Genomic DNA, 24,129 nt, shown 5'->3' with positions numbered 1-24,129 from the left:
GCGATATAGCTTCCCCCTTGATGGGGGAGGTTGGTGGGGGTGGAGCCAATGCCGATCTCCGCGCAGGCGGAGACTCCACCCCACCCAAACCCTCCCCATCAAGGGGAGGGCTTATCTCCAGAATGTGAGGGCCGCTTCCCCTCACGCCCGCTTGCGGGCCGGCTCGGCCTTCGCCGCGCTTTTCTTCGCCGGAGCCTTCTTGGCGGGCGCCTTCTTGGCCGGTGCCTTCTTCGCCGTGGTCTTGGTGCCGCCGCCGGATTTGCGCGCCGCGCCACCGCCTTCGCCAGGCTTGTCGATCGAGCGCTTCAGCGCCGCCATCAGGTCGACGACGTTCATGCCGCGCGCCGGCTTCTCCTCTTCCTCGGCATGGATCGTCTTGCCCTTGCGCTTGCGCTCGATCAGGTCCTGGAGCGCCTCGACATAGCGATCGTGGAACTTGCCCGGATCGAACTTGGCGGTCTTGCGGTCGATCAGCGCCTCGGCGAGGTCGAGCAGCTCCTCGTCCGGCTTGTCGTCGCCGATGTCGCGAAAATAGTTCTGCGCCTTGTTGACCTCGTCGGCATAGCGCAGCGTCTCGAGCACGATGCCGCGCCCGCACGGCTTCAGGCTGACGATATATTCGCGGCCGCGCATGGCGAGCTGGCCGATCGCTACCTTCTTCGTCTCGCGCAGCGCTTCCCTGAGGACGATATAGGCCTCCTCGGCGAGATCGTCGGCGGGCACGACGTAATAGGGCTTCTCGAAATAGAGCACGTCGATCTCGTCATGATCGACGAACTGGGTGAGCTCGAGAGTCTTCTTGCTTTCCAGCTTGACCGCCTCCAGCTCCTCGTCCTCGAGAAGGACATAGGAGCCTTTCTCATATTGGTAGCCCTTGACGATCTCGTCCGGATCGACCGGGCCGATGCCGGGCACCACCTTCTCATATTTGATCCGTTTGCCCGACGGCTCGTGGATCTGGTTGAAGGCGATCGTCGCGCCGCTCTTGGTGGCGCTGAAGATCTCGACGGGGATGGACACCAGGGCCAGCCTGATCTGTCCCTTCCAATAGGCGCGTGCGGCCATGCTCTGCTCCGGATCGATTCGCTCCCGGTTCAATCGACGGGAAGGGGGCGCGGTTCCGTCGGCCTCGCCGAGATCGCCGCGGGCGCCCGTCTAGACCGGTATCTCCGTCGTATACTTTACTTGCCGCAGTGCGAAATTGCTCGCGGCGTTGGCGACGCTGGGATGGGCGAGGACGCCGCGCATGATGAAGCGGTCATAGTCGGCGACGTCCTCGACGGCGATGCGCAGCAGATAATCCCATTCACCGGACATGGCGTAGCATTCGACGATCTCGGCGCGCGATCGGATGAACTCCTCGAACTCGGCCCGCGCCTCGATGGACTGGCGCGTCATGCGAACCTGGCATAGGACGTTGACGCTCCGGCCGAGCATCTCGGCGCTGGCCAGCCGTACCGTCGCCCCCAGGACGCCCGCTTTCTCGAGCTGGCGGACACGGCGCCACACGGAGGCCGGCGAAGCGCCGACCCGCTCGGCCAGGGCAGCGTGACTGAGGCTGCCGTCGCGCTGAAGCTCGCGGACGATTCGCCGATCGATTTCGTCGAGGTGAAACATTGCTCTCGGGCGCCTGACTTTGGTTGAAATATCTATTTCACCAACGGTCGTTTCCAGTCAATGAATGACGGCACTATCGCAAAATTCCGGTGTAAGGGAGCAAGTGAGATGGAGACAGCGGGAATGGAACAGGACGTGCTGGTCGCCGAGCGGCGGATGCTGCTGGACCGGCTCGAGGAGCAGCCGGCGGATGCCTTGCTGGCGCTGATCGCCTTGTGCGACGCGGATCCGCGCCCCGAGAAGATCGACGTCGGCGTCGGCGTCTATCGCGACGCCGCCGGCAACACCCCGATCCTGCGCTGCATCAAGGCGGCCGAGCATATCCTGCTCCAGAGCCAGAAGACCAAGGCCTATCTCGGCTCCCAGGGCGACGCTCACTTCGTCGAGCTGATCAAGCCGATCGTCTTCGGCGATGCCACGGCGGCGGACGACCGCATCGTCGGCGTTCAGACCCCGGGCGGGTGCGGCGCCCTTCGGCTCGGCGCCGAGCTGATCGCGGCAGCCGATCCGGACGCCCGGATCTTCGTCGGCCAACCGACCTGGCCCAACCATCAGCCGCTGATCGGCCGGGCGGGCGTCAACATGGTCGATCATCCCTATTACGACCGCGACAGCCGCGAGATCCGCTTCGACGCGATGATGGAGGCGCTCCGCGGCGCCCGCGCCGGCGATCTCGTCCTGCTCCACGGCAGCTGTCACAATCCGACCGGCGCCGATCTCGACCTCGACCAGTGGCGCGCGATCGCCGACCTGGTGTCGGAGCGCGGCCTGATCCCGTTCGTCGATCTCGCCTATCAGGGGCTCGGCAACGGGCTCGAGGCCGACGCGGCCGGCACCCGCCTGGTGGTGGAGGCGGCCGAGCAGGCGCTGGTCGCGCAGAGTTGCGACAAGAATTTCGGAATCTATCGCGAGCGGACCGGCAGCCTGTTCGTCAAGGGGCAGAATGCGCGCATCGCCGCGCTCGCCTTCGGCAATCTGCTCTCGCTCGCCCGCACCATGTGGTCGATGCCGCCCGATCACGGCGCCGCCGCCGTGCGCATCGTCCTGTCCGACCCCGAGCTTCGCGCCGACTGGCGCGTCGAGCTGGACGAGATGTGTCGGCGCATCCGCACCATCCGCGCGCGGCTCGCCGCCTTCGATCCCAGGCTCGAATATATCGGGCGCCAGAACGGCATGTTCTCGATGCTGCCGTTGTCGCCCGATGCCGTGCTCGCGCTGCGCAAGAGCCACGGCATCTACATGGCCGGCAGCGGCCGGTTCAACGTCGTCGGCCTGTCGGACGATGGCGTCGAGCGGTTCGCGGCGGCGGTAACGGAGCACCTGCCGGATGTCTGACGCGCCGTTTCGCGAGTCCGATCTACGTTCGAATGTACCCGATCCGGCGTTCGATTGGCGCCGGGTCGCCTATCTGGTCCATGTCAGCCGCGCGCTCGACCGGCTCGAGGAGGAGCGTCTCGTTCCCGAGCGCAAGGTCCTCTACCAATTCAGTGCGCGTGGCCACGACATGGCCCAGATCCTGCTGGGGTCGCGGCTGACCGACCGCCATGACGCCGCCGGCGGCTATTACCGTTCCCGGCCCTTGCTGCTCGCTCTGGGCGTTCCGCTCGCCGACGCGCTCGGCTCCGGCATGGGCCGGGCGGGTGGCTATTCCGACGGACGCGATATCGGCGTCGTCTTCAACTATCCCAATCCGGGCGGCTGCCCGGCCTTGCCGATGGCCGGCGGCGTCGGTGCCCAGTACACGCCGACCGCCGGCTGGGCCCAGGCGATCGACTATCACCGCAAGGTGCTCGGCGACCGCGCCTATGACAAGGCGGTGGCGGTCGTGCTCGGCGGCGACGCCTCGGTCGCCACCAACGGCTTCTGGTCGGCGCTCACCATGGCGACGACGCTGGAGCTGCCGATGCTCTTCTACATCGAGGACAATGGCTTCGGCATCTCCGTGCCCTCGACCGTGCAGACTCCAGGCGGCGACATCGGCCGCAATCTGTCGGGTTTCGCCGGCCTCGAGATCTTTTCCGGCGACGGCACCGAGCCGGCCGAGGCGGGGCGGCTGATCGATCGCGCGCTCGGCCATGTCCGCGGCCGCCACGGCCCCGCGCTGCTGCGCCTGACGGTGCCGCGCCTGCAGGGGCATAGCGCCCAGGACACACAGGCGTACAAATCCAGCGAAGTGGTAGAGGCCGAGTGGGCGCGCGATCCGCTGCCCCGGCTCAGATCCCATCTGGTCGGTTCGCTGCTCGACGAGGGCGAATGGGAGTCGATCGCGGCCGAGGCCGAGGCCGCCGTCGCGGCCGCCTGCGCCGAGGCGGAGGCGCGCGGGCCGAGCGATCCCGAGGCGGTGACCGCCCATCTCTTCTACGAAGGCGAGATGCAGCAGCGCGGCGGCCAGTGGACCCGCGGCTATCGCGCCCCGCGCTCGACCGAGACTCCGCGTCCCGAAGGCCAGCGCCTCAACATGGGCTCGGCGATCCGCCGCACGCTCGACCAGGAGCTCGCGCTCAACAAGCGGATGGTGCTGTTCGGCGAGGATATCGGCCCCAAGGGCGGCGTCCACGGCGTCACGCTGGGCCTCCAGGAAAGGCATGGTTCCGACCGGGTGTTCGATACCAGCCTCAGCGAGGAAGGCATTGTCGGCCGCGCGGTCGGCATGGCGCTCGCCGGGCTGCTGCCCGTCCCCGAGATCCAGTTCCGCAAATATGCCGAACCGGCGCTGGAGCAGATCAACGATTGCGGCACGATCCGCTGGCGCACCCGCAACCGCTTCGCCGCCCCGATGGTGCTGCGCATGCCGGTCGGCTTCCTCAGGTGCGGCGATCCCTGGCACAGCCAGACCAACGAGGTGCAGTTCCTCCACAATCCGGGCTGGATGGTGGCGGTCCCCTCCAATGCCGAGGACGCCGTCGGCCTGCTTCGCTCCGCGCTGCGCGGCAACGACCCCACCGTCTTCCTCGAGCATCGGGCGATGCTCGACGATGCCTGGGCGCGGCGGCCATGGCCGGGCGACGATTATGTCCTGCCCTTCGGCCGCGCGCGCAAGGTGACGGAAGGCGACGACATCAGCCTCGTCGCCTGGGGCGCGATGGTGCCGCGCTGCGAGGCGGCGGCGAAGGCGGCCGGAATCTCCGCCGATCTCATCGACCTGCGCACCCTGATGCCCTGGGATCGCGAGGCGGTGCTTGAGTCGGTCCGCCGCACTCGACGCTGCCTCATCGTCCACGAGGATCTGCGCACCGCCGGCTTCGGCGCCGAGATCGCCGCGGTCGTCGCCGACGAGGCGTTCCTCGATCTCGATGCCCCCGTCTCTCGGCTGACCATGCCCGACATACCCAGCCCGCACGCTCCGGTCCTGCTCGACTGGGCGGTGCCGTCGGTGGCGAAGATCCAGGCCAAGATCGAGGAGCTGGTGAGGTTCTGATGATCGACGTCGTCGTTCCCGAGGAGCAGGAAGGCACCAAGGCCGTCGTCCGCGCCTGGCTCAAGCAGGTCGGCGACAAGGTCGAGGAGCATGAGCCGCTGGTCGAGCTCGAGACCGACAAGGTCGCGATGGAGGTCCCGGCGCCCGCATCCGGGATCCTGCGCGAGATCCTCCTCCACACCGATGCCGAGGCCGTCCCCGGCGCCCTGCTCGGTCGCATCGCGCCCGCGCTGGACATGGGCACCGCCGAGCATTCCGAGCCCGCACCCTCCTCCGAGCCCGTGCGTCCCGAGACCTTCGACGCCGCCGGCGGCGGCGCTCAGGAAAGGCCGGGTCGAGGGGCGCAGCCGCAGGTTTCGAGCCCGCCACCCACGCAGGAAGCGGACCGCGAGACCCGCTTCTCCCCTTCGGTCAAGCGCGCCATCCTTCAGCACGATATCGATCCCGCCCGCATCCACGGTACCGGCAAGGGTGGCCGCATCACCCGCGCCGATGTCGACCGCGCGGTCGAGGAGGCGACCCGGGTGCGCCAGCCGGCCGAAGGCGTGATCCCCGCCGGCACGGCCGACATCCGCTCGCACTTCGTGCCGCACGATCGCATGCGCCTTCGCATCGCCGAGAACATGCATGCCTCGGTGACGCAGGCGCCCCACGTCACCGCCGTCTTCGAAGCGGATTTCAGCGCGATCGCCGCCCATCGCGACCGCCACAAGGAGAGTTGGGCGAAAGCGGGCGTCAACCTCACCTACACCGCCTATCTCGTCGCCGCCGCGGCCGAGGCGATGAAGGTGGCTCCGGCGATCAACAGCCGCTGGCACGAAGACAAGCTCGAAATCTTCGACGACATCAATATCGGCGTCGGCACCGCCTTGGGCACCAAGGGCCTGATCGTGCCGGTGCTGCGCCAGGTCCAGAAGCTGTCGCTGAAGGGAGTCGCTGCCGGCCTCGACGACCTGGTCGGGCGCGCCCGGCGCGAGCAGCTGACCGGCGCCGACGTCCGCGGCGGCACCTTCACCATTTCGAACCACGGCGTTTCCGGTTCGCTCTTCGCTGCGCCGATCATCATCAACCAGCCGCAATCGGCCATTCTCGGGGTCGGCAAGCTCGAGAAGAGGGTGGTGGTGCGCGAGGTCGGCGGGGTCGACGCGATCCAGATCCGGCCGATGGCCTATGTCTCGCTGACCATCGACCACCGGGTCGTCGACGGCCACCAGACCAATGCCTGGCTCAGCCGCTTCGTCGAGCTGATCGAGACCTGGCCGATAGACTGAAGCCGCCATCATGGTCCGCATCCGCCGCGCTCGTCCCGATGAGGCGCCGGCCCTGTTCGCGATCTGGGAGGCGGCGGTGGCGGCGACCCACCAGTTCGTCAGCCCCGGCGACCTCGCCGAGTTCGCGGCGATCGTTCGGGACCAGTATCTGCCCGCAGCCGACATCCGGGTTGCCGTCGATGCGGACGACCGCCCCATCGCCTTCATGGGCGCGACGGGAGCCAGCCTGGATGCTCTGTTCGTCGATCCCTCCGTCCACGGGGAGGGTGTGGGAACGGCGCTCGTCGAGCATCATTGCGCGCGTCACGGCAGCGTCGATGTCGACGTCAACGAGCAGAATGCGGGCGCCGTCGCCTTCTACTTGGCGCGCGGCTTCAGGAGGGTGGGGCGTGCCGAGCGCGATTCCTCCGGCAAGCCTTATCCGATCCTCCACCTGCGCCGGTGACCTCTCCCGATGTGAGCGCTCCCTTAAACCTTCCTTTACCGTAACAACCGTAGGTCGGCGTTCGGAGAGGATCACAAAAGTGACACAACTTGTCTGCGCCATCGACGGCGAGAATGTCTCGTTCGGCCTGATTTCCGACGGCGACGGTCGCCGCCTCGATGCCGTGCGCCAGTTCAAGACCAGCGAATTCCCGACCTTCACCGACGCCCTCCAGGCCTATACGCGCGAGAACCGGCTCTCCAGCGCCGGTCTGCCGCTCGGCCTTGCCGTCGCCGGGGTCACCGGGGGCGACGTGATCAGCCTGGCCAATTGCCGCTGGTACATCTCCGTCAGCGGACTTCGCGCCTTCCTCGCGCGCGATCCGCTGCTCATCAACGATTTCGAGGCGATCGCCTGGTCGCTGGCCCACGTCGACACCAGCCGGCTGACCCGGATCGGCGTGCTTCCGCCCAAGGCGCCCGCACCCGGCCGCCGCTTCCTCGTCGTGGGGACCGGCCCGGGCCTCGGCATGGCGACGCTGTCGATCGGAGACGACGGCGCCGTCACCGTCATCCCGGGCGAGGGCGGGCATAGCAGCTTTGCCCCGCAAAATGCCCGCGAGGACGCCCTGCTCGCCAAGCTCCGCGGCCGTCACGGCCATGTCTCTTTCGAGCGGCTGCTCGCCTCGTTCGGCCTGCAGTTCATCTACGCGAACTTGATGGAGTCGAAGGGGAGGGCGGGGGAGCCGCCGGCCGCGGAGACGATCATCGCCGCCGCCGTCCGCGGCGACGCGCTGGCGGCCGAGGCCGTCGAGCAGTTCAACGCCGTGCTCGGCTCGTTCGTCGGCAACATGGTGCTTTGCACCGGCGCCTTCGACGGCGTCTTCCTGGTCAGCCCGATGCTCCGCGGCCTCGTCCCGTTGCTCGACCGCGGCGGCTTCCGCTCCGCCCTCACCGCCAAGGGACGGATGAAGAAGGCGCTCGAGCTGGTGCCGGTCAGCTTCGCCGCGGACGACAATGCCCGTCTGCACGGCGTCGCGGCCGCGATGCGCGCGCGCCACGACTTCGCGACGCCTGGCCGCCAGGCCGCCTGAAACCCGATCCGTCTCCTGGTCTCGACGGGGAATTTAGGCGGTCTCGAGGGCGTGCTGATAACCTGCGAGCAATTGGCTCCAGCCGCCGTCCATGCCGCTGTCATCGTCGCCGCGCACCTGGACGGCGCGCTCTCCGAAGCGCTCCAGGTCACGATGCTCGAACTCGACGATCGTGTGGTCCGCCTCGGCCGTGAAGCGCAACTCGACGGTGGTCTCGAGACCCGGATCGTAATCGAACTCGGCGTCGAGCTGCCAAGCCAGCACCAGCCGCCCCGGCCGCTCCCAAGCCAGCACCCTGCCCCAATCCTGCTCGCTGCCATCCTCGCCGATCTCGTACCAGCGGCCGCCGGTCCGCGGCTCGACGACGACGTCCTTCTGCGCCGCCGCCAGCAGCGAGTGGCTCTTGATCCACCAGCCGCCCATCCCCGCCACGAAGGTATCGAAGGCCTTTTCGACCGGCGCCTTCACCCGCAGCGTCTTGCGGATCGGGGCGGGGCTGATGCGCTGCGCTTCCAAGTTCATTTCATATCCTCCCTTTCAACGGCGTCGACATAGGCGGCGAGCGCCTGGTCCCAGAACCGGTCGAGCCAAGCCCGGAGCGGCCCGAGGCCGGCCGGATCGAGGCTGTAGATGCGTCGCGTGCCCTGCGCCTCGTCGCGAACCAGCCTTGCCTCCTTGAGCACCTTGAGATGCTGGGACACGGCGGGACGCGTCACCGGCAGGCCCTCCGCCAGTTCGCCGACCGCCATCGGCCGCTCGGCAAGCCGTTCGAGGATCGTCTGCCGGATCGGCTCGGCAAGAGCCGCGAAGGCATTAGCGTTAGTCATGACTTACCGTTAGTCGACACTTACCGATGATGTCAAGGATCGGGAGTTCGGCGCCAGGTCGGCCCAGGCCGGAACCCTGTCGCCCTCGGACTTGCTCAGCGCCAGCCGACCAGGCGCGCCCACGCCCGCATTCGGCGCCGATGCTCGGCGAGATCGGCGGGCCGGTTGTCGCGATTCGCGCTCGCGCGCTGAACGAGGATCGCCTCCGCGAGCGGCGGCAGTCCTACGGCGGAACGAAGGGCGTCGACCGCCGCAGCGTCCTCGATCGGCAACGGACTCATCTCGCCCTTCCCGTCCCAGTCGAATTGGGTCCCGTAGACCTGCTTGCGGCCTTCGAGGCTCAGGATGCGGTCGACCAGATAGGCGGGTTGCCAGGTCGGCACCTCTCCCGCTTCGGCCGCGGCTTCGAGATATCGGAGGCAGGTACGCTGGAAGGGTGGAAGGCCGATGGCATGCTGCGCGATCAGCCACGCGGCCTCTGCGCCGTCATCGCCGACGAGCGGCCGACCCGGCCAGCCCTGGGCCTCGACGAAGACCAGCAGCGCCGCGGCATTGGCCTCGTGCACCGCCTGCATCTCCGGATGATAGGCGTCGAACAGCGTTCCCGCGGCGGCAAGCCGGTCACGCGTCTCGAGGTCGCGCCGCGCCAGTGCCAGCAGCCCCCGGCGCAGCGCCTCGTCGATCACGGCTGATTCATCGTCAGCAGATCGTAGGAGGCGACGATCTCGTCCTTCTGGTTGAAGACGTAGACCGCCCAGCGCACCTCGCCCATTTCGGCATTGCGCACGCTCATCGACCTCACCGTCAATTCGACCCGCATCATGTCTCCCGGATAGAGCGGGGTCAGGAAACGCAGATTCTCCAGCCCGTAATTGGCGAGCACGGGACCCGGCGCCGGGTCGACGAACAAGCCGGCGGCGAAGGAGAGGATGAGATAGCCGTGGGCGACGCGGCCGTCGAAGATCGGGTTCGCCTTGGCCGCTTCCTCGTCCATATGGGCGTAGAAGGTGTCGCCGGTGAAGCGGGCGAAGCGCTCGATATCCTCGAGGTTGACCTGCCGGCTCGCCGTCTTGAGCGTGTAGCCGATTTCAAGCTCGCCGATGCGCTTGCGGAACGGGTGGACCTCGCCCTCCGTCTTGGCGCCGCCGGGCAGCCACTGCTTCACCACCTTCGACAGCATCTCGGGCGCGCCCTGGAGCGCGGTACGCTGCATGTAGTGGGTGACACCGCGTATCCCGCCCATTTCCTCGCCGCCGCCGGCGCGGCCGGGGCCGCCATGGACGAGGACGGGGAGCGGCGAGCCGTGGCCAGTCGATTCCTTCGCCGACGTGCGGTCGAGGATCATCATGCGGCCGTGATAGGCGCCGGAGCCGAGCACGAATTCTTCCGCCACGGCGGGATCGAAGGTGAACAGCGACAGCGCCAGCGATCCCATGCCGCGATTGGCGAGCGCGATCGCGTCGTCCAGATCGCGATAGGGCATGATCGTCGAGACCGGGCCGAACGGCTCGACGTCGTGGACCGCAGGACTGCCCCACGGATCGTCGGCGCGCAGCAGGATCGGTTGGATGAAGGCGCCGTTGCCCGCAACCGGCGAGGCGTCGGGATCGCCGGCGACGACCCGCGCGGATCGCGCCAGCTCCGCCACCGCCGAGCGCACCGACTCGAGCTGCTCCCGGCTGGCGAGCGCGCCCATCGTCACGCCCTCCTCGCGAGGATCGCCCACTTTGACCTTGGCGAGCCGCGCCGCCAGTGCCTCCTCGACGGCGTCGATATGCTGCGCCGGCGCCATCGCGCGGCGAATGGCAGTGCATTTCTGCCCCGCCTTGACGGTCATCTCGCGCACGACCTCCTTCACGAACAGGTCGAATTCAGGGGTTCCCGGCCCGGCATCGGGGCCGAGGACCGAGGCATTCAGCGAATCCCGCTCGGCGATGAAGCGCACGCTCTCCCGTGCGATCGCCGGGTGGCTCTGCAGCTTCATCGCGGTCGTGGCCGAGCCGGTGAAGGAGACGACGTCCTGAAGCGTCAGATGATCGAGCAGGTCGCCGGTCGAGCCCGCGATGAACTGGAGCGCGCCTGGCGGCAGCGTCCCGGACTCGATCATGATCCGGAACGCGGCCTCGGCCAGGTAGGCGGTCGAGGAAGCCGGCTTGACGATCGCGGGGACGCCGGCCAGAAGGGTCGGCCCGAGCTTCTCGAGCATGCCCCAGACCGGGAAGTTGAAGGCGTTGATGTGGACGGCGACGCCCTGCAGCGGCGTGAAGACGTGCTGGCCGACGAAGCTGCCGCCCTTCGACAGTGGCTCCATCGCCCCGTCGATCAGGATGCGCTGGTTGGGCAGCTCGCGTCGTCCCTTGGACGAGAAGGAGAAGAGCGTGCCGGCGCCGCCTTCTATGTCGATCCAGCCGTCGGTGCGGGTCGCGCCGGTATCGTAGCTGAGCGCGTACAATTCTTCCTTGCGCGCCATGATGGCGTTGGCGAGGTCCTTCAGCATCCACGCGCGATCGTGGAAGGTCATCCGCCTCAGGGCGGGCCCGCCGACGCCCCGGGCATGGTCGAGCATCGCCTTGAAATCCAGGCCCTTGCTGCCGGTCTCAGCGACCACGTCTCCGGTGATCGCGCTTCTGATCTCGGCGAAGGAGCCGTCTCCCGCGACCCAGGCGTCGCGTGCATAATTGAGCAGCTTCAGCGTCTTCAATGTCCACTCCGTTCGGGCTGAGCCTGTCGAAGCCCGTCCTTGCTTTCCCGTCCCCAGGAAGGGGAGGCCTTCGACAGGCTCAGGCCGAACGGGAGGGGGTTGTCATCTGCCGGAGAAATTCGGCTTCCTCTTCTCCATGAAGGCGGCGACGCCCTCGCGATAATCCTCGCTATAGCCGAGTTCGCGCATCGCATCGCGCTGGCGGACCAGTTCTTGCTCGAGGCTATGGTCCCAGCTCTCGCGGATCAGCTGCCGGGTGCGGGCGAGGCCTCGGGTGGGGCCGTTCGCGAACTTCGTCGCGAGCCGATCCACCTCCTCGTCGAGCCGATCGTCCTCGACCGACTTCCAGATCATCCCCCATTCGGCCGCCTGGTCCGCCGGCAGCGGCTCGCCGGTCAGCGTCAGGCCGAGGGCGCGCGCCTGGCCGACCAGCCGGGGCAGCACCCAGGTGCCGCCGCTGTCGGGACTGAGGCCGATGGCGGCGAAGGACTGGATGAACCTGGCCGATCTGGCGGCGATGACGATGTCGCAGGCCAGAGCGATATTGGCCCCGGCGCCGGCGGCGACGCCGTTCACCCGGGCGATGGTCGGCATCGGCAGCGAGGTGAGGGCGCGGATCAACGGATTGTAGCGCACCTCCACCGAATCGCCGAGGTCGACGGCTTCCCCGGGCGCCACGGCGCGATCGTTCAGATCCTGGCCCGCGCAGAATCCGCGGCCGGCACCGGTCAGCACCAGCACGCGCGCCTGGGCGGCCTGGCTGAGAGCCTCGGCGACTTCCTCGTGCATCTGCACGGTGAAGCTGTTGAGGCGGTCAGGCCGATTGAGCGTGAGGCGGGCGATGCCGTCCTCGAGGTTGAACAGGATCGTCTCGTAGGTCATGGCGGCAATTCATAGACCGATCGGTCGGCTAACCCAAGGAGCTTGTGATGGGTGAGGACGAACGCGCCGCAACGATCGCCGCGCACATGCTCGCCGCCGAGGGCACCGGCCCCGCCTGGCAGATCGCGATCGAGGAGGCGCGCGCGGGTTACGCCCGCATCCGCATGGCCTTGCGACGCGACATGCTGAACGGCCACGGCACCGCCCATGGCGGGATGATCTTCGCCCTCGCCGATACCGCCTTCGCTTATGCCTGCAACAGCCGCGACGTGAAGACCGTCGCCGCCCAGGCCTCGATCGTCTTCCTCGATGCCGCGCGGGAAGGGGAGGTGCTGGTCGCCGAAGCCCGTGAGCAGGCGCTGGTCGGCCGGTCGGGCGTTTACAACGTCACCGTGCGGACGCAGGAAGGCCGCGCCATTGCCGAGTTCCAGGGCTTCTCCCGGAGCGTCGGCGGATCCGTGATCGGAGAGTAGGATCCAAACCCGCTACTGGAGGAGGCCGACCGCGAAGCGGCGGGTGTCCTTTGCTGCCCGGCTGCGTCGCTCGGTCGGTCACGATGCACCTACATCGCTCCCTCCCTCGCTTCTTGCGGAACAACAAACTACACTCCGTCACGACCACCTCCAGTAGCGAGTTTGGACCCTTCATGACCGAAGCTTTCATCTGCGACGCCGTGCGCACGCCGATCGGCCGCTATGGCGGCTCCCTCGCCCCTGTCCGCGCCGATGATCTTGCCGCCATCCCGATCAAGGCGCTGATCGACCGCAACCCGGACATGGACTGGGACGAGCTGGACGACGTCATCTACGGCTGCGCCAACCAGGCCGGCGAGGACAATCGCAACCTCGCCCGCATGGCGGCCCTGCTCGCCGGGCTGCCCGACCGTTCGGGCGGCGTCACCCTCAACCGCCTGTGCGGTTCGGGCATGGACGCGGTGGCGATGGCGGCGCGGGTGATCCGCGGCAGCGAGGCGGACATGATCGTCGCCGGCGGATCGGAGAGCATGAGCCGCGCGCCCTTCGTCATGGCCAAGGCGACCAGCGCGTTCGATCGCAATGCCGAGATGTACGACACCACGATCGGCTGGCGTTTCGTCAATCCGAAGATGAAGTCCGCTTATGGCGACGACACCATGCCGAGCACGGCCGAGAACGTGGCCGAGGAGTTCCAGATAAGCCGCGAGGATCAGGATGCTTTCGCCGTCCGCAGCCAGGCGCGCGCCGCCGCTGCGCAGGCCAATGGCCGGCTCGCGGCCGAGATCGTCCCGGTCTCGATCCCGCAGCGCAAGGGCGATGCCGTCATCGTCGACAGGGACGAGCATCCGCGCACGACCAGCGTCGAGGCGCTGGCGAAATTGCGGCCCATCGTCCGCGCGAACGGCACGGTAACGGCCGGCAACGCCTCCGGAGTCAATGACGGGGCCGCCGCGATGATCGTCGCCACCGAGGAAGCCGCGAAGCGCAACGGCCTCACGCCGCGCGCGCGCGTCGTCGGCGCCGCCGTCGCCGGCGTGCCGCCGCGGATCATGGGCATCGGCCCGGCGCCCGCCTCGGATAAGCTGCTCGCCCGCCTCGGGCTGAAGATCGGCCAGATGGACGTGATCGAACTGAACGAGGCCTTCGCCGCCCAGGGCCTGGCGGTGATGCGCCAGCTCGGGCTCCCCGACGATGCCGCGCACGTCAATCCCAATGGCGGCGCGATCGCGCTCGGCCATCCGCTCGGCATGTCGGGCGCGCGCCTCGTCCTGACTGCTGCCGAGGAGCTGCAGCGCAGCGGCGGGCGCTACGGCCTGTGCACGATGTGCATCGGAGTCGGGCAAGGCATCGCCATGGTGATCGAGCGGGTGTGACCGGCGGCGCCCCGGCCTGATCCGGTTTGTGCGTGGCTCACCACCCTATTGGGTGGGTGTCGCCCGCGTTGAGAGACCCGCCGGCGAATGTTAGCCTCCTCCGGCGCCCACGCCTTCTGTCTTGGGTCCCGCCGGGACGGGGCGCTCCCTCTGCGGGATCGGGGGAGGTGAATCATGCCGTCTGTTCGATCCAATGCGGCCGCGCGACACGCGGTCCGCGCCGGCGTTGCGCCCGTCGCCATCGTGGCCGCCTTGTGCCTCATGCCGGCGCCCTCATGGGCGCAGACCTGCGGCTCCGGCACGGCGTCGGGAACGGGCTCTACCGCCTGCGGAACCGGCAGCTCGGCCTCGGGCGACAGCGCCGCCGCCTACGGGCAGTCGAGCAGCGCCGCCGGCGACCTCTCGACCGCGGTCGGGTCGGTGGCGGGGGCGACCGGGGCGGAGTCGACGGCGATCGGCTCCACCGCGGTCGCGTCGGGCACGTTCAGCACTGCGCTCGGTTCCTCGTCCCTGGCGACGGGTACGCTTTCGACCTCGGTCGGCGCCGGATCCCAGTCCCTGGGGCTTCGCGGCACTGCCGTCGGCGGCAGCGCTCAGGCCGATGGCCAGGGCAGCCTCGCCGTCGGCGTCAACAGCGCTGCGCTTCAGTCCGGCGGCACGGCGGTCGGCGGCTGGCTGGATCGGAACGGGGACGGCTTCTTTGGAATTGACGAGACGGCCTTGGCCGTAGGGCAGGGGGCGAGCGCCTTCGGCGCGGCCGCGCAGGCCCAGGCCGCGGGCGCGACCGCGCTCGGAACGCAAGCCCTCGTCACCGGAATCGATGGCTTCGCCGCCGGATTCGCCAGCTTTGCCCAAGGGAGCCGCAGCATCGCTCTGGGCGCAAGCGCCGACGCCCTGGCCAATGATGCGATCGCGATCGGCTCGCTCAGCGTGGCCGACCTGCCCAGCGCCGTCGCCATCGGCGGCTGGTTCGACGCCGATCTCGACGGAAACGTCGATGCGGGCGAGACATCGAGGGCCTTTGGCTACGGCGCGAGTGCGATCGGGGCCGGCGCCCGCGCCGAGCAGAATCTGGCCAGCGCGCTCGGGGCGCAGGCGGTCGCCACGGGCATCGACAGCACCGCCGCCGGCGCAAGGGCATCCGCGACCGGCAGTTCCAGCTCGGCTTTCGGCGTGTTGAGCATCGCCTCGGCCGTGGACAGCTCCGCCTTCGGCATGTCCAGCACCGCATCGGGCGTCGACAGCTCCGCCGTGGGCCGATCGGCACTCGCCTCGGGCGCGCGTTCCACCGCCGTCGGCCGGAGCAGTCTAGCCACGACCAGCGGCGCGGTCGCCCTTGGCTTCAACGCACGCGCGACGGGCAATTACGCGATCGCGATCGGCGGCGGCTTTTTGGGCGGCCCCGGCCCGCTGGCAGCGGGAGGCGACTCGATCGCAATCGGATCGGATGCCGAGGTCGCCTCGACGGCCGGCGGCGGGATCGCCTTGGGCGGCCTTTCGCGCGTCACCGCTTCCAGCGCCATCGCGCTTGGCCAGCAGGCGGCGGCCGAGGCCGCGGGCGCGACGGCGGTCGGCGATCAGGCGAGCGCGACGGCGGTCAATTCGGTCGCCCTGGGCCAGGATTCCGTCGCCAACGTAGCCGACACCGTGTCGGTCGGCAGCAGCGCGCTGCAGCGCCGGATCGTCAATGTGGCCGCAGGGTCGCTCTCAACGACGAGCACCGACGCTGTCACCGGCGCCCAATTGTTCGCCACCAATCAGGGTGTCGCGGCGGCCCAGGATACGGCCGATCTCGCCCGCACCGAAGCGGCGACCGCCCACGATAGGGCGAACATAGCGGTCAACGATGCCGCAACGGCCCAAACCACGGCCAATGGCGCCCTGAGCACCGCCAACTCTGCGCTCACCAACGCCGCGACAGCCCAGTCGACGGCGAACACGGCGCTGGCCGATGCGGCGCGGGCCCAGACGACCGCCGAGACGGCGCAGGATACGGCCGACACCGCGCTCGGCAACGCCGCCGCTGCCCAGCAGACGGCCGCCGATGCTCGGGCGGAAGCGGTATCCGCGCGCCTCGTCGCGAACGCCGCCCAGCTCCGTGCTGACGAGGCGAAGGATCTTGCCGAGCAGGCGGTGGCCGGCGGCGCCGCCACGCGCCAGATCGCCGAGACGGCGCTGGCCAATGCGGCCACGGCGGAGGAGGTCGCCGTGCAGGCCCGCGACCGGGCGAATGCGGCCGAACAGGCGGCGGCGCTCGCGGCGGACAACGCCACGCTCGCCCGCGCCGTCGCCGCCAACGCCCTGACCGTCGCGGAGACCGCTCAGGCTTCCGCCGAGGAAGCGCTGGAGCGGACCGACTATCTGGCGATCAACGGCAGCGGCGACCGGCCGACGGCGAGCGGCGCCAATGCGATCGCGCTCGGCTCGGGCGCCAATGCCAGCGGCGCCAATTCCGTCGCCTTGGGAACCGGCGCGATCGCCCGCGACGGCGCCGCCGTCTCGATCGGCGCCGGCAATATCGCCTCGGGCAATGGCGCGGTGGCGATCGGCGATCCCAATATCGCGACCGGGCAGGGGGCGGTGGCGCTCGGCTACAACAATGTCGCCGCCGGTACCGGCGCGGTCGCGATCGGCAGCGAGAGCCGGGCCGAGGGACGCTCGGCGATCGCGCTGGGCGCCAATGCCAGCGCCGGCGCCGACGGCAGCGTCGCCATCGGCGAGAATGCCGTCGCCACCCGTGCCGGCCAGGTCTCGCTCGGCTCGTCGGCCTCGACCTACACCTTTGCGGGCCTCGCCTCGCCGGCGAGCCGGGCGGCCCAGGTCGGCCCCGTGAGCTACGTCACGGCGGACGCCGCCGGCAATCTCGCCGTCGCCGATTTCGGTCCGGGCGATTTCGCCGCGCTCGACGCCGCGATCCGGATCGACCGGCGCGACGCCCGCTCGGGGATCGCCGCCGCGGCGGCGATCGGCTACGCGCCGATGCCCTCGGAGCGTGGAAGGACCGCCTGGATCCTCAACGGCACCCATTTTCGCGGGCAGCAGGCGATCGGCGGATCGATCGCCCATCGCTTGGGCACCGAGACGCCCTTCGCCGTCACCGCCGGCTTCGCTCTTGCCGGCCACGACAACAATCTGGTCAGGGTCGGCCTCGCCGGCGAGTTCTGACGCGCCGCTTCCGGTCGCAAAAATTGCAATCTCCCCAATAGGTCGCCCGACCTTTTGGACACTTGAGATAAAGACCCTGCCTGAACCGCCTGGGATCGGCCCCGTCCATCGGCGGGACGGCCGGGCGGAGACGCTTGACGCTGCGGGAATTTCGTTCTTTCTCCGTCAGCAAGCGGATGGGGATCTCATGACGGAGCCGCAGCGCGAGCGACTGGAATTCGATCTGGCCAACCTGCCGGCCGAAGCGCGTTTTCGCACTTGGCAGGCCGCCATGGCCTTCTGGGACCTCGAGACCGCGGATCCGTTCGCTTTCGACGGCCGCGGTCGCTCCTGGCGGGTGCCGCCGCTCCTGATCAGCGACATCCATCTCGGGCCGCTCACCTTCATGCGCACCCCCGAATTGATCCTCGCCGATCAGAAGGACGACATAACGTTGCAATTCCTGCTGACCGGCCAGGCGGTCGGCGACGCGGACGGCGTCGCGCTGACCCTGCGAGCCGGCGATATCGCGTTGCAGGACATGAGCCGGCCGCTCAAGATCGCCGCCGGCTCGGTTCACATGATCACCATCGCCATTCCCCGCGCCTTCCTCGACGACGCTTTGCCTGGGGCCGAGGTCCATGGCGTCGTCCTGAGAGGCGGCATGGGTGCCCTGTTCGCCGGCTTCCTGCGCGATCTTCCCGCGGCGCTCGAGGATTGTGCGCCCGGAGACCTGCCCGACATGGCGCGGTTGTTGCGCGACCTGCTTGCCGGGGCGTTGCGGCAGGCCGGCCGGCGCGAGGCCGCCGAGACGCCTACCGAGGCGACCCTGCGATCGCGCGCCCGCCGCTACATTTCCCGCAATCTCACCGGCGACCTCGAGGTCGGCTCGCTCTGCCGCGAGCTCGGTGCGTCGCGCTCGAGCCTCTATCGCGCCTTCGAGCGCGAAGGCGGCATCGCCTCCTACGTCCAGCGCCGCCGACTCGCCCGCATCTATCGGTTGCTCTGCGACCCGGCCGAACGGCGCTCGGTGTCGGAGCTGGCCGGGCTGCACGGCTTCCACGACAATAGTCATTTCAGCCGGCTCTTCCGCCGCACCTTCGGCTTCGGCCCGCGAACGGTGCGCGAGCGGGCCGCGGCGCAGCCGCCGATCGAAACCCCTCTCGATGACAAGCCGCACGAGAAGTTCGCCCGCTGGCGCGAGCTCGAGGGCTGAACCGCGTCCGGCGGCCGGCTGGGACGCGCAGTCCATCAATTGAGACGGTCGGACCACGCGGCGCGCCGCCGCACTCGCTAACCTCGCCACGACATTCGGACCGGAAGGGAAGCCGCCGTCGCGGCCGCCTCCCGCCGGGCGGGGGGAGGACGGAATGGAGTCGAAATTCGCTGTCTCGACGAGGAGGCGCCGCCGCCTGACGGCCCGGGCCTCCTTTCTGGCTCTCGCCGGTGCCAGCTTCGGCGGCTCGGCGCCAGCCGCGGCGCAGATCGTCTGCGAAGCCGGCGGAGGCACCGCCTCGGGAGTCCAGGCTACCGTCTGCGGGCCGACCGCCGTGGCTTCCGGCGAATATAGCACGGCGCTCGGCAATGGCGCCGAGTCGACCGGCAACGGTTCGGCCGCGATCGGCGATTCCGCTTTGGCCGCCGGTCTCCGCTCGACCGCCATCGGCTATGACACCTCCGCCAACGGCGACGGTGCCGTCGCCATCGGCGAGTCCGCAAGCGCGGCCGGGAGCCGCAGCGTCTCGGTCGGCGCTCTGGCGGCGGCCTCGGGCGATTCGAGCGTCCTCGTCGGGACGGTGGTCGATCTGGACGGCGACGGCATCATTTCCGCCGGGGAGAGCTCGGCGGCGTCCGGCGCCCATTCGAGCGCTTTCGGGGCTATCGCCCGCGCGACGGGCGACGATAGCGCCGCCTTCGGCTTCCTCGCACACGCCGACGGCCTGTCGAGCACCGCCTTGGGGACGAGGGCGCTCGCCGCCGGCGCCTATTCGATCGCGATCGGCGACGAGGCGACTGCGTCGGAGGAAGACGGCGTCGCCATCGGCCGCCGCAGCGTGACTGGGCTTAATGCGGTCGCGATCGGCGTCGACTCCGCGGCGACGGGGAACGACACGATCGCTCTCGGCCGCGAAGCCCGATCCGAAGGCTATAACGCGATGGCGCTCGGCGTCGACAGCTATGCGCTGGCCGCTCACGGCATCGCCTTCGGCGTCAACGCCTATGCCGGCGGCGGCGGCGGGTCCGTGGCGCTGGGCTATGGCGCCGGCGCCGGCGCGTCCAACAGCATCGCGATCGGCGAGAGCAGCCAGGCCAATGGCGATCGCAGCACCGTGATCGGCTATCTCACCGGGGGCGGCGGCGAGGATAGCGTCGTGATCGGCACGCTCAGCCAGACGACGGGCGAGGACGCGATCGCGATCGGCGGCTGGTACAATATCAATGGCGACCTCGTTGTGACCCCGGACGAGCGGACGGTCGCCGCGGGCACGCGCAGCGTGGCGCTCGGGGGCGCCGTCCATGCCGACGGCACCGACTCCATCGCGCTGGGTACGCGCGCCGGCGCGGCGGCGGCCGACACCATCGCGATTGGCCGTGGAGCCCAGGCGGCGGATATCCGGACCGTCGCGATCGGCCCGACCAGCGAGGCGCGCGGTCCCCAGTCCGTCGCCCTCGGCAACTTCGCCCGGAGCTCCGGGGGACAGGCGACGGCGCTCGGCGGCGGCGCGCTCGCGTCCGGCGTGTCCAGTCTCGCCGCCGGCTATGGCGCGTTGGGAACCGGATTCGAGTCGGTGGGTCTTGGCGTGCGCTCCGTCTCCACCGGCAACGGCAGCATCGCGCTCGGCGGCTACAGCTCCGCTTCGGCCGAGGGGGCGGTCGCGATCGGCTTCGGTTCCGTCGCCGATGTCGCCGACACCGTCTCGGTCGGGACGGCGCAGCGCACGCGCGCCATAGTCAATGTCTCCGCCGGCAATGTCGCCGCCGGCAGCGCCGACGCGGTGACCGGCGGCCAACTCTTCGCCACCAATGAGAATGTCGCCGCGGCGCAGTCGACCGCCGACACCGCCCGCACCGAGGCGGCGGCGGCGCAGGCGGCGGCGGGCGCCGCCCAGGGCACGGCCGATTCCGCCCTGCTCGCTGCGGACTACGCCCGGCGAACGGCCGACCGGGCGCGGCTCGAGGCGGCCTCGGCTCAGACCAGTGCCGATGCCGCGCAATCGACGGCGAACGATGCCGTGGCGGCGGCTTCCGGCGCGCAGGGCACCGCCAACAATGCGGCCGCCGGTGCCGCCGCCGCCTTGACCGCTGCGAATGGGGCGCAAGGGACGGCCGACACGGCGCGCGGCGACGCCGCCGCGGCGCAGGCGACCGCGACGACGGCACTGGGTCGGGCGACAGCCGCGCAGACCACCGCCGACACCGCCATCGCCAACGCCGCCGCGGCTCAGAGCACGGCCAATAATGCGCTTGCCAATGCCGCCGACGCCCGCGCCGTCGCCGACGCGGCGCAGGTCCGCGCCAACGAGGCGCAGGCCCTCGCCACCCAGGCCCTCGCCAGCGGCGGCACCGCGCAGCTCACCGCCGATCAGGCCCTCGCCGATGCGGCGACGGCGCAGCAGGCGGCCGACGAGGCGCGCGGCCGCGCCGACACGGCCCAGTCGCGGGCCGAACTCGCCATCGCCAACGCCGCTTCGGCTCGCTCGGTGGCCGACGACGCGCTCGCCAATGCCGCGTCGGCGCGGACCATCGCCGAAACCGCCGCCGCCAATGCCGCCGCCGCCCAGGCGACCGCCGACGTGGCGCTGGCGCGAACCGACTATCTGGCGATCAACGGCAGCGGCGATCGGCCGACGGCGAGCGGCGCCAATGCGATCGCGCTCGGCTCGGGCGCCAATGCCAATGGCGCCAATTCCGTCGCCTTGGGAACCGGCGCGATCGCCCGCGACGGCGCCGCCGTCTCGATCGGCGCCGGCAATATCGCGTTGGGTAACGGCGCGGTGGCGATCGGCGATCCCAATATCGCGACCGGGCAGGGGGCGGTGGCGCTCGGCTACAACAATGTCGCCACCGGCACCGGCGCGGTCGCGATCGGCAGCGAGAGCCGGGCCGAGGGACGCTCGGCGATCGCGCTGGGCGCCAATGCCAGCGCCGGCGCCCCCGGCAGCGTCGCCATCGGCGAGAATGCCGTCGCCACCCGTGCCGGCCAGGTCTCGCTCGGCTCGTCGGCCTCGACCTACACCTTCGCCGGCCTGGGCTCGGCGGCGAGCCGCGCCGCACAGACCGGCGCGACCGCTTTCGTGACTTCGGATGCGGCCGGCAATCTCGCTTTGTCGGATTTCGGCCCCGGCGATATCGGCCGCCTGGACGCGGCGATGCAGATCGATCGGCGGGACGCCCGGTCGGGCACGGCCGCCGCGGCGGCGCTCGGTCATGCGCCGATGCCATCCGAGCCCGGCCGCACGGCGTGGGTGCTGAACGGCAGCCATTTCCGCGGTCAGCAGGCGGTCGGCGGATCGATCGCTCACCGCTTCGAGGCCGACATCCCGATTGCCGTCACCGCCGGCTTCGCGCTCGCCGGCCACGACAACAATCTCGTCCGCGTCGGACTGGCGGGAGAATTCTGAAGACGCGGAGAGGCGAGACGGTGAGCCGATGGCGCTGATGGGCCTCAACAACTGGCTGCTCCTCGACGAGGGCGAGGAGGGAGGCGGCCTCACCATCGCCTTCCGCTGGGGCGACGTCGGCGAGCATCGATATCGCCTCGGCGAGACCGTCTTCTGGCCGGAGGGGCAACGGCCGGCGCAGGCCGGGGGCGAGCATCTCGTCCCCGGCCTCGCCAATGCGGCGCCGCCAGACGATCGGCGGGGCTTCGTGCCGCTCTACTATCTGATCCGGATCATCGACGACCTCATCGTCTCCGTCGATCTCGCCGACGAGGCTCGCTTCGCGAGGGCCGAGGCGGCGCTGGTGGCGCGCGGCATCCCGCAATAAGGCCGCTCAACCCCGGGCAGCGGCTGCCTTGTCGAAGTCCCTCAGCGCATCCTTGCCGATCCACCGCGCGGTGCGGTCGCCCGAGCCGGCGAGCCGCTCGGCGAGCCGCCGCGCCTCGCCCTGGAGCGCTGCGCTCTTGCGGCGGCCGATCGCGCGCAGCGCCCAGCTCACCCCTTTCTTGACAAAGTTGCGCGGATCGTCCGCGGCGGCCTCGATCAGCGCAAGCCGCTCGCGGAACGGCCCATCTTCGCATTTCTTGTCGTGGAGGGCGAGGCTGGCGAGCAGGGCGAAGGCGGCGCGCCTGACGAATTCGCGCGGATCTCCGGCCCATCGATCGACCGCGGCGAAGGCATGCCGCGTTCGGTCGAACAGGTCGAAACAGGCGGTGTCGCAATCCGCCCAATTCTCGAAATCGGCGGCCCATCGGTCCATCAGCTCCGGAGTCACCTTGGTCGGATCGGCGACGAACACGGCGAGCAGCCGCGCCTCGTACCAGCCGGTGTGCCAGAGGGCCTCGGCGAGCGCCTGGTCGCGTCCCGACGCCTTGGCCAGCCGGCGGATCTCGCCGACGCCGACCCCGAACGCGCGCGACGCCACGATGCCGTAGCGCGCCATCCCCTCGCGGACCGCTGCGCTGCCGAGCGCCTCGAGCGAAGCCAAGGCATCGCCGACCCGCGGTTCGGCGGCCGTGGAGGCAGTCTTGCCGACAGTGGCGGCTCCGGACATGGAAGCAGTCTAGACGGGAGGGTGGTTGGCGCCAACGCCGATGCCACCCGATGACCGCTTGCGCGTTGATTCCGGTGATGCCCGTCAATTCATTGAACGACCGGTCGGTTAATGATAGAAGGGGACCAAGGAGCCGCCATGTACACCACTGAATTCCAGAAGAGCCGCGACAGGAAGGTCGCCGCGATCGAGGATCCGGCCAAGCTCGCCGCCTTCGAGGCGCGGGTCGCCGCCGACGAGTTCATCGAGCCAAAGGACTGGATGCCGGAAGCCTATCGCCGCACCCTGACCCGCCAGATCTCCCAGCATGCCCATAGCGAGATCGTCGGCATGCTCCCCGAAGGCAATTGGATCTCGCGCGCGCCGTCGCTGCGCCGCAAGGCGATCCTGCTCGCCAAGGTGCAGGACGAGGCCGGACACGGTCTCTATCTCTATTCCGCCGCGGAGACGCTGGGCACGAGCCGCGACGAGATGATCGAGGCGCTCCATTCGGGCAAGGCCAAGTACAGCACCATCTTCAACTACCCGACACTGACCTGGGCGGATATCGGCGCGATCGGCTGGTTGGTCGACGGCGCCGCGATCATGAACCAGGTGCCGCTGCAGCGCACTTCCTACGGCCCCTATGCCCGCGCGATGGTTCGGGTCTGCAAGGAGGAGAGCTTCCACCAGCGCCAGGGCTACGAGATCATGATGGTGATGGCCGCGGGGACGGCGGACCAGAAGAGGATGGCGCAGGACGCGCTCAACCGCTGGTGGTGGCCGTCGCTGATGATGTTCGGGCCGCCCGACGAGATGAGCCCGAACACGGCCCAGTCTATGCGCTGGCGGATCAAGCGCGAGACCAATGACGAGCTCCGCCAGAAGTTCGTCGACATCACGGTGCCGCAGGCCGAGGCGCTCGGCCTCACCGTTCCCGATCCGGCTCTCAGCTGGAACGAGGCACGCGGCCATTACGATTTCGGCGAGATCGACTGGGAGGAATTCCACGCCGTCGTCCGCGGCGAGGGACCGGTGGCGAAGGAGCGGATGAAGGCCCGCCGCGCCGCTTGGGAAGAGGGCGCCTGGGTCCGCGAGGCCGCCGCCGCTTATGCGGAGAAGCAGGCGGCGCGCGAGGCGGCCTGAGCCGATCGACGTCATCCCGGCGCAAGCTGGGATCTCACTTCTCTTGTCCGGAGTGGGGTAAGG

20 protein-coding genes are annotated in these 24,129 nt (G+C 69.7%); 12 read left to right on the top strand and 8 right to left on the bottom strand.

The features are described from left to right. Positions 1 to 141: 141 nt before the first annotated feature. Both ku and DDE10_RS15820 read right to left on the bottom strand, forming a co-directional pair. The gene (ku, locus tag DDE10_RS15825) at positions 142 to 1,065 is read right to left on the bottom strand and encodes a non-homologous end joining protein Ku (protein ID WP_114953858.1); all 924 of its coding nucleotides are present in this window, start codon (positions 1,063 to 1,065) and stop codon (positions 142 to 144) included. Between the two features lie 90 nt (positions 1,066 to 1,155). Next, complete coding sequence (locus DDE10_RS15820; RefSeq protein ID WP_114953758.1) at positions 1,156 to 1,617, bottom strand: Lrp/AsnC family transcriptional regulator; 462 nt, start codon at positions 1,615 to 1,617, stop codon at positions 1,156 to 1,158. Between the two features lie 108 nt (positions 1,618 to 1,725). On the opposite strand from DDE10_RS15820, the gene DDE10_RS15815 reads away from it, so the two are divergent. From DDE10_RS15815 to DDE10_RS15795, 5 genes are all read left to right on the top strand, one after another. Further along, positions 1,726 to 2,952, top strand: a complete 1,227-nt coding sequence (locus tag DDE10_RS15815; RefSeq protein ID WP_284734702.1) for an amino acid aminotransferase — start codon at positions 1,726 to 1,728, stop codon at positions 2,950 to 2,952. Then, the gene (locus DDE10_RS15810) at positions 2,945 to 5,035 is read left to right on the top strand and encodes a transketolase C-terminal domain-containing protein (protein ID WP_114953756.1); all 2,091 of its coding nucleotides are present in this window, start codon (positions 2,945 to 2,947) and stop codon (positions 5,033 to 5,035) included. The genes DDE10_RS15815 and DDE10_RS15810 overlap by 8 nt, the downstream gene beginning before the upstream one ends. Further along, complete coding sequence (locus DDE10_RS15805) at positions 5,035 to 6,306, top strand: dihydrolipoamide acetyltransferase family protein (RefSeq protein ID WP_114953755.1); 1,272 nt, start codon at positions 5,035 to 5,037, stop codon at positions 6,304 to 6,306. The genes DDE10_RS15810 and DDE10_RS15805 overlap by 1 nt, the downstream gene beginning before the upstream one ends. A gap of 10 nt (positions 6,307 to 6,316) precedes the next feature. Then, positions 6,317 to 6,751 (top strand): acetyltransferase, encoded by a 435-nt coding sequence (locus DDE10_RS15800; protein ID WP_114953754.1) that lies wholly within the window; start codon positions 6,317 to 6,319, stop codon positions 6,749 to 6,751. 79 nt (positions 6,752 to 6,830) lie between these two features. Continuing rightward, a complete protein-coding gene (locus tag DDE10_RS15795) occupies positions 6,831 to 7,823 on the top strand; it encodes a glucokinase (RefSeq protein ID WP_162806663.1) in 993 nt (330 codons plus the stop codon). A gap of 33 nt (positions 7,824 to 7,856) precedes the next feature. On the opposite strand, the gene DDE10_RS15790 is transcribed toward DDE10_RS15795, so the two are convergent. The 5 genes from DDE10_RS15790 to paaG all read right to left on the bottom strand — a co-directional run bounded on the left by DDE10_RS15790 (position 7,857) and on the right by paaG (position 12,233). Next, a complete protein-coding gene (locus DDE10_RS15790; protein ID WP_114953752.1) occupies positions 7,857 to 8,345 on the bottom strand; it encodes an SRPBCC family protein in 489 nt (162 codons plus the stop codon). After that, on the bottom strand, positions 8,342 to 8,650 hold the full coding sequence (locus tag DDE10_RS15785) for an ArsR/SmtB family transcription factor (protein WP_114953751.1): 309 nt from the start codon (positions 8,648 to 8,650) through the stop codon (positions 8,342 to 8,344). The genes DDE10_RS15790 and DDE10_RS15785 overlap by 4 nt, the downstream gene beginning before the upstream one ends. 95 nt (positions 8,651 to 8,745) lie before the next feature. Further along, positions 8,746 to 9,336 (bottom strand): DUF6624 domain-containing protein, encoded by a 591-nt coding sequence (locus DDE10_RS15780; protein WP_114953750.1) that lies wholly within the window; start codon positions 9,334 to 9,336, stop codon positions 8,746 to 8,748. Continuing rightward, a complete protein-coding gene (gene paaZ / locus DDE10_RS15775) occupies positions 9,333 to 11,351 on the bottom strand; it encodes a phenylacetic acid degradation bifunctional protein PaaZ (protein ID WP_114953749.1) in 2,019 nt (672 codons plus the stop codon). The genes DDE10_RS15780 and paaZ overlap by 4 nt, the downstream gene beginning before the upstream one ends. Before the next feature lie 102 nt (positions 11,352 to 11,453). Then, positions 11,454 to 12,233, bottom strand: coding sequence for a 2-(1,2-epoxy-1,2-dihydrophenyl)acetyl-CoA isomerase PaaG (gene paaG, locus DDE10_RS15770; protein ID WP_114953748.1), 780 nt, complete (start codon positions 12,231 to 12,233; stop codon positions 11,454 to 11,456). A 47-nt stretch (positions 12,234 to 12,280) separates the two neighbouring features. Here paaG and paaI point away from each other — a divergent pair, with 47 nt between their 5' ends. The 6 genes from paaI to DDE10_RS15740 all read left to right on the top strand — a co-directional run bounded on the left by paaI (position 12,281) and on the right by DDE10_RS15740 (position 22,215). Continuing rightward, positions 12,281 to 12,706, top strand: coding sequence for a hydroxyphenylacetyl-CoA thioesterase PaaI (gene paaI / locus DDE10_RS15765; protein ID WP_114953747.1), 426 nt, complete (start codon positions 12,281 to 12,283; stop codon positions 12,704 to 12,706). A 173-nt stretch (positions 12,707 to 12,879) separates the two neighbouring features. Then, positions 12,880 to 14,082, top strand: a complete 1,203-nt coding sequence (gene pcaF / locus DDE10_RS15760) for a 3-oxoadipyl-CoA thiolase (RefSeq protein ID WP_114953746.1) — start codon at positions 12,880 to 12,882, stop codon at positions 14,080 to 14,082. 174 nt (positions 14,083 to 14,256) lie between these two features. After that, positions 14,257 to 17,247 (top strand): hypothetical protein, encoded by a 2,991-nt coding sequence (locus tag DDE10_RS15755; RefSeq protein ID WP_114953745.1) that lies wholly within the window; start codon positions 14,257 to 14,259, stop codon positions 17,245 to 17,247. A 187-nt stretch (positions 17,248 to 17,434) separates the two neighbouring features. Then, a complete protein-coding gene (locus tag DDE10_RS15750) occupies positions 17,435 to 18,442 on the top strand; it encodes an AraC-like ligand-binding domain-containing protein (RefSeq protein WP_114953744.1) in 1,008 nt (335 codons plus the stop codon). A gap of 154 nt (positions 18,443 to 18,596) precedes the next feature. Next, entirely contained in the window at positions 18,597 to 21,848 is a 3,252-nt protein-coding gene (locus tag DDE10_RS15745; protein ID WP_114953743.1) for a hypothetical protein, read from the top strand. A gap of 28 nt (positions 21,849 to 21,876) precedes the next feature. Next, positions 21,877 to 22,215 carry a hypothetical protein gene (locus DDE10_RS15740; RefSeq protein WP_114953742.1) on the top strand — a complete coding sequence of 113 codons (339 nt, stop codon included), beginning with the start codon at positions 21,877 to 21,879 and terminating at the stop codon, positions 22,213 to 22,215. A 6-nt stretch (positions 22,216 to 22,221) separates the two neighbouring features. On the opposite strand, the gene DDE10_RS15735 is transcribed toward DDE10_RS15740, so the two are convergent. Beyond that, entirely contained in the window at positions 22,222 to 22,941 is a 720-nt protein-coding gene (locus DDE10_RS15735; protein WP_114953741.1) for a DNA alkylation repair protein, read from the bottom strand. Between the two features lie 138 nt (positions 22,942 to 23,079). On the opposite strand from DDE10_RS15735, the gene paaA reads away from it, so the two are divergent. Continuing rightward, entirely contained in the window at positions 23,080 to 24,066 is a 987-nt protein-coding gene (gene paaA / locus DDE10_RS15730; protein ID WP_114953740.1) for a 1,2-phenylacetyl-CoA epoxidase subunit PaaA, read from the top strand. The last annotated feature ends 63 nt before the right edge of the window (positions 24,067 to 24,129 follow it).

The sequence above is a fragment of the Sphingosinicella terrae genome (assembly GCF_003347635.1).
GTDB lineage: Bacteria > Pseudomonadota > Alphaproteobacteria > Sphingomonadales > Sphingomonadaceae > Allosphingosinicella > Allosphingosinicella terrae.
This window is presented reverse-complemented; position numbering and strand designations above follow the sequence as displayed.

What these genes read in the sequence shown, in the direction of transcription:
- ku (WP_114953858.1), bottom strand. Translation starts at nt 1,065, where the DNA reads ATGGCCGCACGCGCCTATTGGAAGGGACAGATCAGGCTGGCCCTGGTG.
- DDE10_RS15820 (WP_114953758.1), bottom strand. Translation starts at nt 1,617, where the DNA reads ATGTTTCACCTCGACGAAATCGATCGGCGAATCGTCCGCGAGCTTCAG.
- DDE10_RS15815 (WP_284734702.1), top strand. Translation starts at nt 1,726, where the DNA reads ATGGAGACAGCGGGAATGGAACAGGACGTGCTGGTCGCCGAGCGGCGG.
- DDE10_RS15810 (WP_114953756.1), top strand. Translation starts at nt 2,945, where the DNA reads ATGTCTGACGCGCCGTTTCGCGAGTCCGATCTACGTTCGAATGTACCC.
- DDE10_RS15805 (WP_114953755.1), top strand. Translation starts at nt 5,035, where the DNA reads ATGATCGACGTCGTCGTTCCCGAGGAGCAGGAAGGCACCAAGGCCGTC.
- DDE10_RS15800 (WP_114953754.1), top strand. Translation starts at nt 6,317, where the DNA reads ATGGTCCGCATCCGCCGCGCTCGTCCCGATGAGGCGCCGGCCCTGTTC.
- DDE10_RS15790 (WP_114953752.1), bottom strand. Translation starts at nt 8,345, where the DNA reads ATGAACTTGGAAGCGCAGCGCATCAGCCCCGCCCCGATCCGCAAGACG.
- DDE10_RS15785 (WP_114953751.1), bottom strand. Translation starts at nt 8,650, where the DNA reads ATGACTAACGCTAATGCCTTCGCGGCTCTTGCCGAGCCGATCCGGCAG.
- paaG (WP_114953748.1), bottom strand. Translation starts at nt 12,233, where the DNA reads ATGACCTACGAGACGATCCTGTTCAACCTCGAGGACGGCATCGCCCGC.
- paaI (WP_114953747.1), top strand. Translation starts at nt 12,281, where the DNA reads ATGGGTGAGGACGAACGCGCCGCAACGATCGCCGCGCACATGCTCGCC.
- pcaF (WP_114953746.1), top strand. Translation starts at nt 12,880, where the DNA reads ATGACCGAAGCTTTCATCTGCGACGCCGTGCGCACGCCGATCGGCCGC.
- DDE10_RS15755 (WP_114953745.1), top strand. Translation starts at nt 14,257, where the DNA reads ATGCCGTCTGTTCGATCCAATGCGGCCGCGCGACACGCGGTCCGCGCC.
- DDE10_RS15750 (WP_114953744.1), top strand. Translation starts at nt 17,435, where the DNA reads ATGACGGAGCCGCAGCGCGAGCGACTGGAATTCGATCTGGCCAACCTG.
- DDE10_RS15745 (WP_114953743.1), top strand. Translation starts at nt 18,597, where the DNA reads ATGGAGTCGAAATTCGCTGTCTCGACGAGGAGGCGCCGCCGCCTGACG.
- DDE10_RS15740 (WP_114953742.1), top strand. Translation starts at nt 21,877, where the DNA reads ATGGCGCTGATGGGCCTCAACAACTGGCTGCTCCTCGACGAGGGCGAG.
- DDE10_RS15735 (WP_114953741.1), bottom strand. Translation starts at nt 22,941, where the DNA reads ATGTCCGGAGCCGCCACTGTCGGCAAGACTGCCTCCACGGCCGCCGAA.
- paaA (WP_114953740.1), top strand. Translation starts at nt 23,080, where the DNA reads ATGTACACCACTGAATTCCAGAAGAGCCGCGACAGGAAGGTCGCCGCG.